Below are 16,229 nucleotides of genomic sequence, written 5' to 3'. Positions count from 1 at the left end.
GCAGTGGCAGTCTGATAGTCGTGCAAGCGAGATAGTGCCGTCGCCCAAATAATCACCACAATATGCGGGGGGCCGCAGGAACGCAAATAATGCCGCCGATATCAGTGTCGATTTCGATCCTCGGTCGACAAAGGCTTGTAACAACGCCGGCAACACAGTTCGCGACGTCGTCGTGTGAATTCGGCGGATGATCGATGGTATCGCGTCCGCCGCGTGCCGTCTTACGTTCGAGGCTACAAAGCTGTGCAATCAGTTTCTTGTGATCCAGTAACTCGACGCGCTTCCCGTTGATGAGCGGCAATAGTTCGGAGTAGAGTTCCGATTTTGGTCTGGCGCTGGGTTCATACTCGATACCGTAAACCTGAAAGCGCTCACCCGGCCATACGCCGGCGTATTTGTCGCCGACGGCTCGGCGTATGCCATATACCTTGAGCAGGGCCGAAAATTCGGCCACTACCTTATCCGGAGAGAAGGGCGGCGCCGCCTCTCGCACCACGTCGACGACGGCGCACTTACCGTCGCGGTGTGCGATGCAGAGCGTCATGCTATCGCCGGATCCGCCGCTTGGATCTACGAAGGCATGATATTGCTCACCCTGCACGGGAGGCAACTCGAATCTATCAGGGACAACCACAGCCTCGACTGCATCACGGTCAAGAAAGCTTTCGAGATCGACCCGGAACTCGGCACCAAATTCTGCGCTAGCCCGGGCCGGGTCCTGCTCGTAGGCTTCATCGATTACCGATTGAGGCAACGACGGGTTCATTGTCTTGCTGGGCGCCTTCCAAACCAATACGGGTGCGTCCCGCTTTCCGTAATGTCGGGAGAAAGCCTTCCAAAGCGGGCCGCGACGCGCATGAGGCGAAGACATCGATAGCAAGAGGGCACTTGGGCCCATTGTTGCCATAGCCGGCCGTGCCGCCGCGAGCACCTCTTCAGCGGGATTAGCCGAGGCCTCGCCATCAAACCAGAATGCAATTTCGTCCGCGACCAGAGCTGCTATCGAATATCCTCGGATTGTCCGGAAAGACGCCGTCGTGACCTCGATAACGACACGGTTTCGAAGCTCAATGGCCTCCTGCGTTTCCGACACCACCAGCTTACGAAGTTCGGGGTGATCAACAATCAGCGACCGAAGAAAGCGGAACGCTACGCGCGCCTGGCGCCGATCGGCCGCTAACAGCAGCACCATCGCTTTCTCCCCAGGTGCCAGGTAAATTCGCCAATCGAGAAATAGCGCCAACCAGGCCGCCGTGGTTGCGGCACCCCGTGATTTGCCTCCTCTTCGGCCGATAATCTCGGCGACCTCGCGAGGCGGCTCTGATGGCGGCTGATCTCGCCCAGTACACTGCTGGAAAAGACGAAGATCTTCAGCGCTCATCGGAAGCGCGAAGATCGTCCGCCAAAAGGTGAACCAAGCCGCCCAGCTTTCCGGGTTTGGAAACCACGGCCCCCACCACGAAGGCGAGGTTACCGCCGCAATGATGTTAGCGGGCAGCTGAGCCTTCGAGTTAGTCACGCTATTAAGTCTCGGACGTCAAAGGGGCTCTGCCTCTTCCCGCTCCCGTTTCGTGCGGCCGCCTTCCCGCGTAGCGCTGCTAGGCAGCGCACTATCACCGCACTGAGCTTCGTTAGCTCGACTCCGTCCACAGTCTCACCGGCAGCCATGGCCCGTTCAATTGCCTCGCGCCGTACCGTCAGCGTCGCAATCTGCGTCGCGAGCAGTTGATCGGCCACCGTAGGTGGCCCACCGAGCCCCTCAAGCAAGCCCATGACGAGCGCGCGCAAACGCTTAGCGTATCGCGTGCGGCCGTCCAGGCGCTCAGTTTCCGCTGCAATTAGGAAATGTGCCGCATCTGCCATGCATCGATCCCGTATTTGGATGCATGATCAGGGCGACGCCTTCACAAGTACACTGCTTCCGATTTGCATCGCGTTACAAAAATTCCCGCTACGTACAAATGCGCCACCACGCCGCCCACAGCCCGCCGTGCGACATGGCTCTCTCACGGTGGGGTTAACGCTGATGCTGCAACGACGAGGCGCCGAGCTGTGAAATCCCTTGGTTGCTGCCGAACCTTAACATTTTGCCGAGTTTTTTCTTCCGACCGGCCCACCTTTGACATGGCGCCACTTTGAAGCGCCTGCGGGCGCTTAAAGGCGGCCTATGGAGCACCGGGCGTCGGGGAGTCGGCAAGAGGGTCTTTGGTGAGAGATGAGCTTGCTCGCGGTCGCGCGTTTAAGCGCGCCCGCTCTTGAAATCTCGCGAGGACCAAAAAGTTCGTGCGAAGTGTTGACGGCGCAATTCCTAATGCACAACTCGACAAGACGGTGAGGTACACACAGAGCTCCCCTACCCCCTGGCATATTGAGTAGTGTCCTTGTGCTGGGACTGTGGGGCTTGGATTTCGACGCTGAGAGTCCCATGAGAGAGCCATAAACGTTGCCCTCCGGCAACACGGTCCCATCCGGAGACCATACCTGGCTCTCAGGTGGGACTTCGCATGTCTGTGGTGGGACTGTGAAATGAATTCTCTGGCGTCCACCTCATGAAATCCTTGGAGCCGAATACGTCACGAATGGGCCCGTGCCGATCATCAGCGAACTCGGTCAGCAGCCACTCGGTGGCTACCCTGCCCTTCATGTTGAACCCGCTTCGTTTACCTGTTTTGATGAACCCCAGAGCCTGGAGACGCTCGAAGCACCTTTGTGCTGTGCTCCGGCCAATGCCGAGCTCTGTGGCTGCTTCCCTGACGCTGTACGGGATCTTTCCGTTGTTTGATCCCGGACCTCTGTAGCGCCTCGCCAGCTCGACGTAGAGGGCGCGGCAATTGCCGTCGAGGGCGCGCCAAGCAGGGCTTGCCAGCATGTATTCTGGCAAACGCACATAGCGCCCCTGCTGTCTGGATCGAGGGCTCATTTTTGGTACTGCCTACGAGATGAGCTGATGCCGACCGCCTCCATGAGGCGATCAACAAATTCCATCATGCGCTCACCCGGGATCACCACAACGTCGTTTCCGCCACCGACGCGCGATGTCTGCCAGATTGCGTAATGCGCCTGCAGGTGAGCTCGACCGCGAGGCGAGAGTCCTCTTTGACGAATGTCTCGAAGAGAGTTTCGCCCACTGGGAAGACATTCGCCGTCGAACGGGACAGCGGCTGTCGTAACGACCGTTAAGGGTGCGTTGACAATGCGTTGCCAAGGCTCCGCAATGTGTTCGGAGAGCCGGGCAATCGTATTATCAACGGGTTGCCTCTTTTCGACAGTCGAGCTGCGATCGTTACTCGATTGAGCATTACGTTTTGTGTTAACCTTGCGCTGTCTGTGACGGCGCTGCTGCTCAGCCCCGGTCATCGCTTTGAGGCAGGCGGGCTCGAAAGGCTCCACCGCTTCGCCTTGAATGTAGCCAGGCACGTGGCTATTGCGAAAATTGAGCTGACCACCGAGCTGCTCAATTGTTGAACCCGGTTCCTCGTGTGGTGCGATGGCGAGATTCCGCCTTTTAGGGTGGTGCACTATCCGACACTCGCTTTGCGGCACGTTCAAGGGTAAGCGCGATTTTCTCCGCACGATGACGCCCGCGCTTTTGACGGATGGCCTTCGTATCGAGGGCGGCATCTGACCCGTTCAGGCAGCGGCGGTTTTGGGGAAGTTGAAGGGCAGCAGGTCGGTGATATCGGCGTCGTCGGCGCGCTGAGGCAATTCGGTGAGCACGTGGCGCAACCAGGCTAACGGCTCGACGCGTGAGGCGCGGCAGGTCAGCATCAGACTGTAGACGACGGCACTGGCCCTGGCTCCCTCGACGGTGTCGCTGAACAGCCAGCTCTTTCTGCCAGTGGCAAAGATTCTGATATCGCGCTCCAGGAGATTGTTGTCGATCGGCATCCTGCCGTCTTGCGTGTAGCGCGTCAGATATGACCATTGGTTCAGAGTGTAGGATACGGCATCGCCAAGCTTGCTGTCGGGCAAGACCTTCGGGGCGATTTGATCGAGCCATTCCTTGAGGGCGTTCAGGACGGGAATGCTGTGTTGCTGGCGGAAGCGGCGAATGCATTGATCTGGCGTTTCGCCTCTGTCTGGTTTTTCGTCCCGCGCCTGCCTTTCAACCCGGTAAAGCTGTTCGAAGAACCGCAGCGCCTGCTCTGGCGGGCCGCCGCCCTTCTTCCTCGCCTTGAGGGCATCGACAAAGCGCCGTCGGGAGTGGGCCATGCATCCAATGTGGGTGGTCCCTTCCAGCGTGCGCCATGCGGTATAGCCGTCACTCATCACGATGCCACGGTAATCGCCGAGGAAGGCCTGCGGGTGGATCTGGCCGCGGCCCGGCTGATAATCCAGAAGAACGATGGGCTCGTGACTGCCCTGGCCGCTGCGATAAGCCCACATGTACGATGTGCTGGTGGCTTTTTTGTCCTTCTCCTTCAGGACCTGAACCGTCGTCTCGTCGCCATGGATGAGAGGTTGCAGTCTGAGCCGCAGCTTCAGGGCGTCTGAGATGCGATGCAGATGCTTCTCGCTCGAGCCGATCACCCAGTGACCCAAAGCGCCGCGGCTGACAGGAACACCTGCGCGTTCGAAGGCCTGCGCCAGACGGTAGAGCGGCGTGCCATCGACATATTTGTGAACCAGCGCGAACGCCAGCGTTGAGGCCGTGGCAACGCTGCCCGGCAAGGGCTGCGTCGGCATCGGCGCGGTCACGACAGGGGCATTGATCCCGGTGCGATCGCAATGGCGGCACCCATATTTGAAGCGCACATTCTGTAAAACCTTCGCCTTCACCTCGATATGAAGTTGCTCGGTGACAGTCTCGCCCATGCGATGCATCTGGCCACGGCAGCAAGGACACGCCTTCTGATCGTCGGGCAGGTCATACTCGACCCGCTCACGCGGCAGGTTCGCCGGCAGCGGTCTGCGGCCGCGCTTCTTTCCCGTTGTGCTTTCGACGGGTGGCAAGCCCGTGTCCGGAAGTTCGGCGATATTGTCCGTTTCGCTGCCGGCATCATCCTCGTCGGCGGCCTGCTCGGCTTCATTGAACAGACGGTCGACGTGCTTTTCGCTGCGCGGCGCAAAACGATGCAGGCGTGCCAGCGCCAGTTCTTCCTCGAGCCTGACGACGCGCTCCGTGAGCTGACGATTCTCCACCTGCAGCGCAGCAATGCGCGCCAACAGCGCTTCGACACTCGGTTCGCCGGTTCGATTCATCGGATTCTTGAATCTGAACCGTACCGACGCGTCAACCGCTCAAGTCGAGAGCTCAGCCGGCAACCTGATATTGCCGCACCGGATGGCGGACCATCGCATCGATATCGATGCCGTCAAGGATCCAGTGCAATTGCTCGGTCGTCAGCGTGACGACCGCCTCCTGGCGGCGCGGCCATCGGAACTTGTCCTCGGTCAGCCGCTTCAGGACCAGCACAAAGCCGGACCGGTCGAAGAACAGCAACTTCATCCGGTCGCAACGGCGATTGCAGAACGCAAAAACCGCCGGAGCGAACGGATCGAGCGCCATCGTCTCCTGGACCAGAACCGCAAGGCTGTTGATGCCAGCCCGGAAGTCGATCGGCTCACGGTGCAGATAGACCTGCAGGTCACCGCCCAGTCTGAACATGGCCCAGGGCTCCGATGATCGCCGTCAATGCATCCACATCGCCGCATTCCAGCGCGACCTTCACGCCGTTCGGCAGCGACGCGCTCACTTTGGCCGGAGAACAAAAAGCTGTAGTCCCCTTGGGTTCCGACCCGCGCACTTCATCGCAAGCCGCCGGCAAACCCATCATCGCCACGCTGCTCCCCCGCGACAGGGCGCGATCGGAAGCCCCCTCAAGTTGAACCGGGATGAACGCCGATGGGGGAGACCGCGGGAGAGACCTGGTCGCGGTGTGCTTCTTGATCCATTTCCGAAGCAGGTTCGCGTTGACCCCGTGTTCGAGCGCAAGTCTCGATACCGAAACGCCAGGCTCAAGACAACTCGCGACAAGACGCTCCTTCGATGCCGCCTCGTAGCGCCGGCGACCGTTCCGACCAACAAGCCTGACCCGCAGTTTCTGATCATCGTCTGCCATCACAAGGTGTCCACCTATTTTGGTGGACACCTCATGCATCAGAGCACTCAAAAGCAAAAGGTGCAGGGAAATTCGCGCTTACGTTCAAGGTTGTCCACAAATGCCTTCAGAGTGGATTTGCGAGCGGCCCACTTGGCGCCGATTTTGAAACCTGGAATTTTGCCCGTCTCCAGCAGGTAGAAGGCCTGCCTGAGTGGCACACCTAATTCTGTGGCAATCGGCTTTGCGCCGATCATCAAATCATCAGCTAGCTTAGTCACTGTTCACCCTCATAAATTTTGCATTTGAAGATTTCACGTTTCGGCCGGACCAAGTGCTTTCAGACACTCAGTGATGGACACGACATCGAACTTTTTGATTGGTACTGTCACCCACTTGCCGTGGACATAAATTTCTTCAGCTGAGCGAAACGCGGAGAAGAATTCCATCGTTGGAGTCGCCTTTTCAGACACCAGTAGCGAGCCAACAATCTGGGTCTTGCCCTTCAACAATCCCCACTTCACGACAAGAAATACTCTTATTCCCCGAAGCGCTTCCTCCAAGAAATCGATCTTACCCTGGGTCCGGTCACGGAGCTCAGACAGCGCTCTCAAGCGATTTGCTATCTGGGTCAGACCGCCTATAGCGATCTTCTGCTCCGCAAATGCTGCGACGATGCACGCTATGATCACTTCTTGCCTACTAAACCGGCGGTGCGTCCCTGAACCCGCCCGATCGGTGGCCGAGGCGGCTTTGATGATACCGGCGTCTGCCCACAGCTGAACGGACCTAGGCCTTGCCCCGGCGACCCTTGACAGATCGGAAAGCGTGTAATCTGACATACCTCTTGCGCCCGCGTTAAAAACGTAATACGTATTTTGCACGAGTTGAAAGTTAGTGCAACTGTCTCGACTCTTTCGACGGAAAAAATATCCAATGCCCAGCACTTGTGACGGCTCGGATCGCGACCCGCGGGCGCTTGTCGCCACTGTCAACGAGACTATGGCTACGCTGAAGATAGGACGGGCAAAAACCTATGAGCTTCTTAATGCAAACGAGCTCGAAAGCTACCTAGAGGGATCCTCCCGCAAGGTCACGTGGCGCAGCATTGAGGCTTATATCGCGCGTCGAATTAAGGAAGAGACCAAACGCCGCAACCACGGCCGCGCTCAAACTGAGGATGGCAACGCACCCATTTAGATCGCAACAAGGCCCTTGCGACTCCTAACGCTGGTGATGGAGGCGCAGGACGCCCGGCGTAAGCGCACAGTGGAGTACATGCTCCATTGATCGCCCATCCTACATCAGGGGATACTCCCTCCTCCAAATCGCTTTGTTTGCGTTCGCTCTTTTGCGGCTCAGCTTGATAGCTACGGTTGAAATCCACGATCAGGTCGCGAAGCAGCGTCTCTCAACCACGGAGCGCGGAGTGGTCGGCTTTTGGGTTGGAAGCAGACGAAGATCTTAGAGCGCCCAGATGCCGGCTTTTGACCCTAAGCCGAACTCCGCCTTGCGCCGATTAAAAATCGGAGGCGCTTCATCGTCCCGGGTATGAAGCAGCGAATGCTCACACCCATCGGGCCATAGAGCGGCCAGACCAGCGTCGCTTTAGCCCTGTTCGGCTCGTCGATGACGGCGTCGTCGGGTACGTAAACCCACTCGGTTTCCACGTTGGTGGCGCCAGCCATCGCGCCCGAAGCCCCCAGGCGTTGTCGGCACGCGGACACGGTAATGGATGGTTGCCGGTGATCTCTCAATCTACCTCTGACAAATGCATCGCTTCGCTACCATCGCAGCACAGATCTCCCTTTCGGTCATAAAGCTCCGCAAACCACTTCGACAGATCAAGCCGATTGTGATCGTGCGCGAGCACGGCGCTGGTCGATACCATCAGCGCGACCGCGAACAGATTCCGGAACATCGACTTATTCCAAATCGTTGGCTATCAAATCGGTCAGGGAGGAACTGTTGCCCGGATTCAGTCCACTCGCACAGCACCGCAATGGTCCGCGAAGTCACTGGCGTTGCCAGTCCGATGGCGTGCCCTAAATCGCTTAACCGCCCAGCGGGCCAACCGCCTGTGCTTCCGAAGTAGGTGGCCCGCTTCCGAGGGCTGGATCAGAGCAGGCTCACGCCAGCTTTGCTCGCCTCGCGATTAGACGGCCAGTCCACCAAACCCGCAATTGGAGAATTTGGATTCCCCCCCGCTCGGTCTACATGACGAAGCGGCCCGCACAACAACGGTATCTGTACCTGCGATTTTGATTCCACTAGCGTCCCGACAGGCTGATTCCATTTGCTGCCTTGCACGATTCTGAAAGTGGCCCAAAGGCGACATTCGACGTCAGGAGTGATTTCCAGCTGCCGTCTGAGCTTTGGATGCTAGCCGGGGAAGTCGCGGAACTCCTTGACGAGATTAAACGGAATCTTCCACCCGGCGCCTCCGTCGCGCATCAGCATCTTGATGTCTTCCGCCCTGTTTTCTTTTCCGGTTTTCGGATCGATCTCCAATGTGTGGCCGTTGCTGTCCCAGGGCTTGGTCGCGCTCTTCGAGTAGGAGCCGAGAAAATGCCCGGCTTCATGGGCAGACGTGTTAGGCCCGCGTTGCGAGCTGATGAAGGCAAGGTCCAGCGATCGAGCAAACGAGCCATTGGGAAAGGAGCCCTTGGACCGAAGCTTGTCGACACAGAAAATGGTGAGATGGGCGCCTTGAACTTTGTGTTTGGCGAAGAAGCTCTTCAGTTTTTCGACATCGATCACATCGGGAAGGATCGCAAGGCTCGCATCCTTCATGCCAGTCGCATTGGCGAGCTCCTGTTTGACGGCAGCCTGCGAGTCGTCGATGACCAGCCAGTCGGTTGGCACCCGCTCGAAGCGGATGTTGGCCTGCGGCCTCCATATATTGTTCATCGTCAGCAATTCATCTTGCTCACTGCAGGGCTTCTTGGCGTGAAAAGCCGGAGCGCCGCCGCTGCCCGGAATCATGACGTTGCGGAACGCCACCTTGATCTTGATTTCCGGCAGCACGACAACATAGAGCTTGGCTTCGATCTTCCGGCCGGCCGACCGGGCCACCACCTCCAGACCGGGAAAGGGAATCGGCTTGATCCGGCCATTGATTTCGAAAAACCGTGCATCGCCATTGAAGGTGGCGGGAAGTGACGCCGCCCTGAGCTGCGGATCGATGTCGGGTGCGGAGAAGGTGTCTTTGGTCTGCATGACACGTCTAAGAGTATCGGCGCCATCGATCTCCTTGATCCCGAGGGCATGGGGGTTAGGATCGACTTTGAGCTTTCTTCCGGGATCGATCAGAGCCACGATGTTGGAGCCGCCGAACGGCACCACCATGCCTGGCGGGCTGCGGCCCTCATCGATGCCGGAGCGGCGGAAAACCTCTTGGAAAGCGGCCATGTCCGGTTCTCCTGTTCTAGTTCGGACCGTCAACGCGAAATTTTGAACCTTCGGCCGTTCGCTGCGCGGCTGGCGGATGGTTTCCTCGGGCGTGCCGATCCTCGGCCATGATGCCGGCATTCATGAAGCCGACGCGGGTGGAGACATCGGCTGAGAAGGCCATCTCGTGCGTGGCCAGCATCGTCTTGCCTTGGCGCTTCTGGCCCCGGTCACCCCTTGGCAGCAACGTACCCATAGAAATTCATAAGAAAGTCCCGAACCGCGAGGGGCTTGACGGCATGGGTTTTTTCCTGCGGATGCGGTATCAAATAGTCTCCATCGCCATATGAGAAGACCTTCGCCTTCACGAACCCGTTCATCACTTGTATCTTCTCGCGCAGCACGACCCAGTGCATCGTAAGCGCGGAGCCTTTATCGGACTGGTCGTCATAGTCGATCATATTGGCGCTTGTGAAAAGACATACGCGATATCCGCTGTCGAGCAGCCGGTTGGCTTCGTTTACATCGTCGATGTCTTTGTTGAATCGTGAAATGTTGGTATTCTCGCGCACGTCCCGGTATCCTGCCTTGCGAAACCATTGCTCCATTTCGCTCGGCAGGGTGACACCCGCAAGATCGCTGATCTTGCCTGTGTCGTCGAAATCCAGGAACCAGTTCTCCGAATCGCGTATGGAGGCGCACGTCAGCCAGTCGACGTGGTCCAGCGACCAGGGTGGCGTGAAGTTCCTCACATCCTTTCCCGGCTTGATCAGCAGGCGGCCAAGATTCGCCTGCCCCTTCTGATAGAGATCGATCGCGAAGCGCGCGTAAGACCCTGGCTTGTCCGACGCGTAGCCGAACATCAGGGCGGATGGCCCGCACAGACTTCCCTGGTCTTGATTGATGAGGCTCGGTTTCGCAATGCGCCTGAGAATACCTATGCCGACGCGGTGTGGGTCGAGCTTCGGAAAGAACGTCGTCCTCGTATTTTTCAGGAAATCGCAGACCATTTCCGCGGCTAGTTTTTTCTGGTCGGAATTGAGATCATACGGTCCGATCCCGCGCTTCTCCTTGTATTCTTCTCCGACGAAGAGCGTGATGAGCTTTTTCGAGGTGGGGGAGAGCGTTCTGGAGGTGTTCGCAATGGTGGTCAGGTCGTCCAGCTCGAATGCGGTGACCATACCGTCTGCAACGGTAGCCCGGATGATGTCAACGACCTCTGCGTAGTCCAGCTTTGAATCGTCGATGAGACCTTTGCGAAGTGCAGCATCGACGGAAGGAGTCGCGATTGCGTCCCATTGGCCCTTTGGCGGGGCGGGCTTGGCGGCCGCCTTCGTCGACAGTTCAACGAGCCGATTGAATGTCGGACCGGCAGGCCGAACATAGCCGTCAGGCGTGCCGGGAAAGTTCTTCTTCTGGAAGTACAGAATCGAGTTGTAAAGGCCGTCGCTGGCATAACCGGTCACGACCATCTGTGGTTTGAGCGTGTTCTCGGCGCCGCCGTCGGAAATGGCGATCTTGTTGAGCAGCGAAATAACCAGTTCCTGATCCTTTTTCCAGTTCTGGCAGCTGCGCCCTGTCGTCGCGAACCGTCCGACCTTGTCTTTCAACTGCAGCATATCGCGCCTCCCGGAACGGGAATGCTGCCTCGAGCGTCCTGACATGCAGCCGGAGGCAGGCGCCGTGGCAAGTCTTCCCGCTGTAGGGTTGGTCGCCCTTGCCGTCCCTTGTGTTCACTCGCAAGGACAGCGGTCGCCCTGTGGCGGTTCACGAATGAGTTATGTCTGGCTATCGGGGTAGACCGGAATTCGTCGAACGACTGTCCGCCGCTGGGCCAGGAGCCGACCTTGTCACGTTGTCGGCCGAACGTCAGCGTTTGACCCACAGCGGAAGTCGTCATTGGCTACTCAATTACCTGATCCGCCATTAGCAGGACGCCCTCTGGGATTGTTATCTGCAGTGCTTTGGCAGCACGCAGGTTGACAACAAGCTGGAACGCCGAGGGCTGCTCTACCGGAATGTCAGCTGGCTTGCTGCCTTTTAGAATCCGGTCGACGTACGTAGCCGCCATCTTAAAGAAGACTGTGGTGTCAGGGCCGTAGCTTATTAGCCCCTCATAGTTGGTCACGTAGCTGTTCACTTGAAAAACAGTCGGCAAGCTGGCCCGCAGCGCGATTTGAGGTAAGGAGGGGCGCGGTGGATCCGCAAGAACGTAAACGACGTCACAATGAGACGTCTTCATTTGAGCGAACACAAGCTCCAGATCTTCAGGGTCTCTCGCTGCGAAAGGGGTTGCTGAAATGCCAAGCTTTTCGGCTGCGGACACTGCAAGAGCGGCTAGGGGCGGATGAGTAGGATTGTTTGAAGTCAAGATGCCAATCTTCTTTGCAGTCGGAAACACCAACCGAATGATGTCCAGCATCTTTGTGGTTGTGTCGCCGAACATATTGGCGACACCGGTTATATTTCTGCCTGGATGTGCGAAGCTTACCACGAAACCAGATCCGATGGGATCTGTCGCCGGCGACATGACAATCGGGATTGTTGAAGTCGCCTTCTGTGCCGCTGCGATCGCCGGCGTTGCGTTTGCAACGATGACGTCAGGGTTCAGGGCCACGAGTTCATCAGCGAGAGCCGGAAGCAAGCCATACTTCCCATTTGCCTCTCGAACGTCGATGACGAGGTTCCTTCCTTCCTCGTAGCCCAGCGCGCGAAGCGCACCTCTCAATGTATTACTGCCTACTGGGGATCTCCCGGAATCAAGGTATCCCACGCGCCACCGACGCGATCCTTCACTCTTCCCGCCTGTCGCAAGAAGAAATGCAAGGCCGCTGGTCAACCAGGCACGGCGGGTTACGAATGGGCGCATGGATCTACCCTTAGAAACCGCCCGGAATTTTTAGCACCTTCGCAGTCAATAATCGAGAGATGCAGATGGAGCATCGTCAAGCGTGCTGGGTTCTCCTATCCATTGGTGGGCGGACCAGAGGGGTTCATTGTAATATCTTCCGCCATGGCGACGCTGCTATAGTCCGACGCACGCAACACGTCCTTGGAGGACGACATGAAACGCCGTGGCTTTATTGGTGCGCTTCTCAGTGCCGCCTTTTGGCAGACCACAGCGCAGGCACAGGAACGCACAAGGGTCGCTACGGTCGGATACGTCGACGCCGCATCTCGCAGTGCGGGTATGGAAGGATTGCTTACCGGTCTTCGTGAACTCGGATATGTTGATGGCAAAAACATCAGGCTGGTCCGCCAACAGTTTGCCGCTCCAACTGTAGAGAAAATGAAAGAAGCCATTTTGGCAGTGCTTCCATACGTCGATATTCTTGTCGTCGGAGGAACTGTTGGCGGCGTCGCGGCAAAATCCGCGACTGCTGAGATTCCTGTAGTATTTATTTCAGTCGGCGCGCCTGTAGATATCGGACTTGTAAGAAGCTTGGCCAAGCCCGGCGGCAATATGACAGGGGTGACGTTTGAAGCGGCCGAGGAAACGTACGCGAAGCGGCTTCAACTTTTGACGGAGGTTGTGCCTGGTCTTTCTAACGTGGCCATATTAGGAGCTGTTGGCGATCCGAATTTTCCATTTGCGATGGTATCATTGGAGCGGTCTGCTCCGGGCTTAAAAGTCTTACTAACGCGGGTCGCCGTAAATTCCGCTGACGACCTACCACGCGCGTTCGATGAGATGAAGCAGACTCGCCAGCAAGCTCTATTGGTAGTTTCCGGCTCGCTCACATATGGCAGCATTAAGGAGACAGCTGATCTCGCGTTGGTCAATGGGCTACCCTCTTGCCACGGTTTTAGGGAGGCCGTGGCTGCCGGGGGACTGATAAGTCTTGGACCTGATTTGGTGTCCTTGGGCCGTCAAAGCGCGCGATTGGTAGACAAAATCATTAAAGGCGAGCGTCCTGCAGATATTCCGGTCGAACAGCCTGCGCAATATGTGATGAGCATGAATCTGCGGACTGCAAAGGCGCTCGGTCTCACCGTGCCGCCATCATTGCTCGCGAGGGCCGATGAGCTAATCGAATAGTGACAGGGACTTCCGCATCTGGCCCATTGCGTCGGTTGGCGCTGTGCAGCGGCAGGTCTGGAGTCGGGGGTAGAGCAGAAGTCACCGCCGCCGGTGCGGACCGCCGCCTTTGACCCGAACCGGACATACGTTGTTTTTTCCATAACACGTTGAGCCGTCCGCGACTTTGGAAGACCCGCGTAGCACTCGATCCCGAGTGATAAATCGAGCTCCAAAAGTCGAGCAAGCATTACGCTGGACAATTCGTCGGCGAGAAAGCCGTCCATGAATTGAATAATGATGCTTGCAGTTCCGCCGTTGGCTTTGAGCTCCGAAAAGAACGCCTTGTGAGGCACCAGTGCGCCGATCAGACATGATAATTCAGACGCAAAGCCTGGATCTTCGACGACGTATTCCGTGCTGCGCCGCCATCGCGTGGTAGCATACGTTCCGGACAGGGGCGTGCCCTTCGCGGTTCTTCGGGGAGCGCCGACACAATGAGTGACGTCGGGCTCCATTCTTAGGCTTCTGGTGATTTGGTCCGGCACTAAGGTTGGATGCACGATGAACAGGTCGAGAAAGAACCTGTACTCACCCGCGCTGCTGGATTGTTCGGCCATTGGGCGCGCCATCTACTGAGCGCTTGCTTAACCGAGCGCAGCGACGAATGTCAATTTCCGGTTGTGGCGCATTGCGTCGGCTGCCCAGTGCAGCGGCAGGTCTGGAATCAGGGCAGAGCAGAAGTCATCGCTCCAGTGGGGACCGCCGCCTTTGACCCACCCGGACATACCGAACGACGCACAGCTTCGGCCTGCGCTCATTTTGGCTAGTCTAGCTTGGGATGACGATCGTTGGACGACGCAGTCCGCCGATCGGCCAGCGCAGCTCGTACCGTGTCTGCCATCGGACTCCAAGCAAACCAACCCGAGAAAGCTCGAAGGTCGGCGGGCGTCCCGTCCAGCCGGACCTGCTGCCTATGCAAGGCTTCGGAGAAGCTTATGCGCCCCAGCCAAACTCTATAAAACGCCACGATGTCCGTCGAGACGATCACATCGATATCGAAACCGGGATTCTTGAGACAGACCGAAACATCCGCGCGCTCGATCAGAAGCCAATAGCGCCGCCTCGGCCCACCACCGAAGTCGAACTGGATCACGACGCGGCGTTTCCCTACGGCCTCGATGCGCACGCGGCGCCGCATCCACCACAGCAGGACGACGGGATCGAGTTCGTTCGGCCGCGGATCACCGAAAGCCCAGCGCGCTCCCCATCCGCCAAATTGGTCGATAATCGGTTGCAGGTCGCGCCCGGCGGATGTCAGTCGGTATTCAGTCTGCTTGCCCCGTGGGGCACCGCGCCGTTCCAACACGCCGGCTTGCTGCAATCGCCGCAGCCGTCCCGCAAGCAGTGTGCGGGACATGCGAGGAAGACCGCGCTCAAGTTCGTTGAAGTGATTAACGTTGGCAAGCAGCTCGCGGACAATGAGCACGGTCCAACGGTCGGCAAGGATTTCCGCCGCTCGCGCCACGGGACAATATTGGCCGTAACGGTGCATGATTGAGCGTATCACGCCGCGCAGGGGTGCGGAAGTAGTCCGGTCTACGCACTAGTTTAGCGCCCGGCGAGCGGCTTACGCTGCAGCTTCGATAGCCATTGGCGTCGACTAGCGGCAACAGGAGATTTATCATGCCAAACGATAAACCCGTCAGACGCGATTTTCTTCTGGCTCTCGCAACGGCACCGTTCGCGGCATTGCTTGGACAGGCCGGCGAAGCGCGCGCGCAAGTAGGCGTAAGCCCAGTCAAAGTCGATACCAGCGGCTTGGTCGCCAAAATCAAGTTCGAGGCGCCGCTTGAAGGATTTCTCAAGGAGATCAATGGAAAGTACAAGCTCAGAGTCACCGAGTTGACGCTTGCGCCCGGCGGACATGTGGGTGAGCACAATCACGAGGGCCCGGGCATCCGCCAAGTCACCTCCGGCTACATGACTTACGTCTTGCCGGATAAGACTGTAGTTTACGCCCCGGGCGATTTCTTCTTTGAATCTGGGGATATAAACCACACCGTTTTTAACAAGACGGATACACCTATGGTGCACGTGCTCTTCGAAATACTGCCGGTTAGCCTGAATGGTCCTTCGCTGATTCCGGTCAGACATCATTAGAAGGTCGTTCGCCTGTGACGTGGGCTCGCAAATGAGCTTGGCCGCTGCGAGCGGACTGTCCATTTAATCCCTGGATGGGACATCCGGACCGTCGTCAACGTGGCGCCTGAAGCCGTCCCTGGCAACTGCTGCGTGTTCTGTTCCTTCGGCACCGTTTCGTGCCCGCCGATGCAAGAGAACGGTAAGGGCGCGTGCTGTAGCTGAGTCGCCTCAGTTGCGGCCTCTGTCCACACCCACGACCAGCGGTAGCTGAGCGCCGTTCCCACCTCCCACCTATCGCCAATTTGCCAACCGGCCGACGCGGGGTTTGAGCGCGAAATGCGCAAGCCTGCCCCCACGAAAACCGGAACCTACCTGATGGCCGCCCGGTGAAGATCACGCTGGGTGAAATGCGCTCGGCCGGCGTTCGTGGTCTCATCGTCTTCTGCCTGCGCAACGCCAGCCACAACGTCATCCTGGGGCGCGACGCCGCCGACCAGTGGCCGGACGAGGTCAGGCTCTCCGATCTCGCGCCGCGATTCGTCTGCAAGGCGTGTGGGAAGCGCGGCGCCGACGTCAGGCCGGGCAGCGAGCCCACCATCGCCGCTGTCGTCCTGCCCGCACGAAGAGAGTAAGGC

Annotated in this window: 15 protein-coding genes; 3 read left to right on the top strand and 12 right to left on the bottom strand. The window is 58.2% G+C overall.

Features of this window, described 5'->3' with window-relative positions; translation table 11 throughout:
- Positions 1-52 precede the first annotated feature (52 nt).
- The 11 genes from IVB07_RS19465 to IVB07_RS19415 all read right to left on the bottom strand — a co-directional run bounded on the left by IVB07_RS19465 (position 53) and on the right by IVB07_RS19415 (position 12,300).
- The gene (locus tag IVB07_RS19465) at positions 53-1,519 is read right to left on the bottom strand and encodes a hypothetical protein (RefSeq protein WP_247767780.1); all 1,467 of its coding nucleotides are present in this window, start codon (positions 1,517-1,519) and stop codon (positions 53-55) included.
- 1,397 nt (positions 1,520-2,916) lie between these two features.
- On the bottom strand, positions 2,917-3,519 hold the full coding sequence (locus tag IVB07_RS19460; protein WP_247412617.1) for a hypothetical protein: 603 nt from the start codon (positions 3,517-3,519) through the stop codon (positions 2,917-2,919).
- Between the two features lie 111 nt (positions 3,520-3,630).
- Positions 3,631-5,202: an IS66 family transposase gene (locus tag IVB07_RS19455; RefSeq protein WP_247384585.1), complete on the bottom strand. Its 1,572-nt coding sequence runs from the start codon at positions 5,200-5,202 to the stop codon at positions 3,631-3,633.
- A gap of 52 nt (positions 5,203-5,254) precedes the next feature.
- Positions 5,255-5,608 (bottom strand): IS66 family insertion sequence element accessory protein TnpB, encoded by a 354-nt coding sequence (gene tnpB / locus IVB07_RS19450; protein WP_148750250.1) that lies wholly within the window; start codon positions 5,606-5,608, stop codon positions 5,255-5,257.
- On the bottom strand, positions 5,589-6,062 hold the full coding sequence (locus tag IVB07_RS19445) for a transposase (protein WP_247564001.1): 474 nt from the start codon (positions 6,060-6,062) through the stop codon (positions 5,589-5,591). The genes tnpB and IVB07_RS19445 overlap by 20 nt, the downstream gene beginning before the upstream one ends.
- A gap of 47 nt (positions 6,063-6,109) precedes the next feature.
- On the bottom strand, positions 6,110-6,322 hold the full coding sequence (locus IVB07_RS19440; protein WP_247767779.1) for a helix-turn-helix domain-containing protein: 213 nt from the start codon (positions 6,320-6,322) through the stop codon (positions 6,110-6,112).
- Positions 6,323-6,355: 33 nt separating this feature from the next.
- A complete protein-coding gene (locus tag IVB07_RS19435) occupies positions 6,356-6,883 on the bottom strand; it encodes a hypothetical protein (protein ID WP_247412623.1) in 528 nt (175 codons plus the stop codon).
- A gap of 911 nt (positions 6,884-7,794) precedes the next feature.
- Entirely contained in the window at positions 7,795-7,962 is a 168-nt protein-coding gene (locus tag IVB07_RS19430; RefSeq protein WP_247338814.1) for a hypothetical protein, read from the bottom strand.
- A gap of 461 nt (positions 7,963-8,423) precedes the next feature.
- The gene (locus IVB07_RS19425; RefSeq protein WP_247412785.1) at positions 8,424-9,572 is read right to left on the bottom strand and encodes a hypothetical protein; all 1,149 of its coding nucleotides are present in this window, start codon (positions 9,570-9,572) and stop codon (positions 8,424-8,426) included.
- Positions 9,573-9,661: 89 nt separating this feature from the next.
- Complete coding sequence (locus IVB07_RS19420) at positions 9,662-11,050, bottom strand: hypothetical protein (protein ID WP_247767778.1); 1,389 nt, start codon at positions 11,048-11,050, stop codon at positions 9,662-9,664.
- 284 nt (positions 11,051-11,334) lie between these two features.
- Positions 11,335-12,300: an ABC transporter substrate-binding protein gene (locus IVB07_RS19415; protein ID WP_247402078.1), complete on the bottom strand. Its 966-nt coding sequence runs from the start codon at positions 12,298-12,300 to the stop codon at positions 11,335-11,337.
- Positions 12,301-12,495: 195 nt separating this feature from the next.
- Here IVB07_RS19415 and IVB07_RS19410 point away from each other — a divergent pair, with 195 nt between their 5' ends.
- Entirely contained in the window at positions 12,496-13,470 is a 975-nt protein-coding gene (locus IVB07_RS19410; protein ID WP_247402075.1) for an ABC transporter substrate-binding protein, read from the top strand.
- An 805-nt stretch (positions 13,471-14,275) separates the two neighbouring features.
- On the opposite strand, the gene IVB07_RS19405 is transcribed toward IVB07_RS19410, so the two are convergent.
- Positions 14,276-15,004 carry a helix-turn-helix domain-containing protein gene (locus IVB07_RS19405; RefSeq protein WP_247374890.1) on the bottom strand — a complete coding sequence of 243 codons (729 nt, stop codon included), beginning with the start codon at positions 15,002-15,004 and terminating at the stop codon, positions 14,276-14,278.
- Between the two features lie 131 nt (positions 15,005-15,135).
- Between IVB07_RS19405 and IVB07_RS19400 the strand changes: the two genes are divergently transcribed.
- Positions 15,136-15,612 carry a cupin domain-containing protein gene (locus IVB07_RS19400; protein ID WP_247367707.1) on the top strand — a complete coding sequence of 159 codons (477 nt, stop codon included), beginning with the start codon at positions 15,136-15,138 and terminating at the stop codon, positions 15,610-15,612.
- Positions 15,613-15,980: 368 nt separating this feature from the next.
- Positions 15,981-16,226 (top strand): hypothetical protein, encoded by a 246-nt coding sequence (locus IVB07_RS19395; protein ID WP_247367708.1) that lies wholly within the window; start codon positions 15,981-15,983, stop codon positions 16,224-16,226.
- Positions 16,227-16,229: the final 3 nt, after the last annotated feature.

The sequence above is a fragment of the Bradyrhizobium sp. 172 genome (genome assembly GCF_023101065.1).
GTDB classification, from domain to species: Bacteria; Pseudomonadota; Alphaproteobacteria; order Rhizobiales; family Xanthobacteraceae; genus Bradyrhizobium; species Bradyrhizobium canariense_D.
The sequence above is the reverse complement of the archived record's forward strand: the minus strand, read 5'-3'. Positions and strand labels throughout refer to the sequence as shown.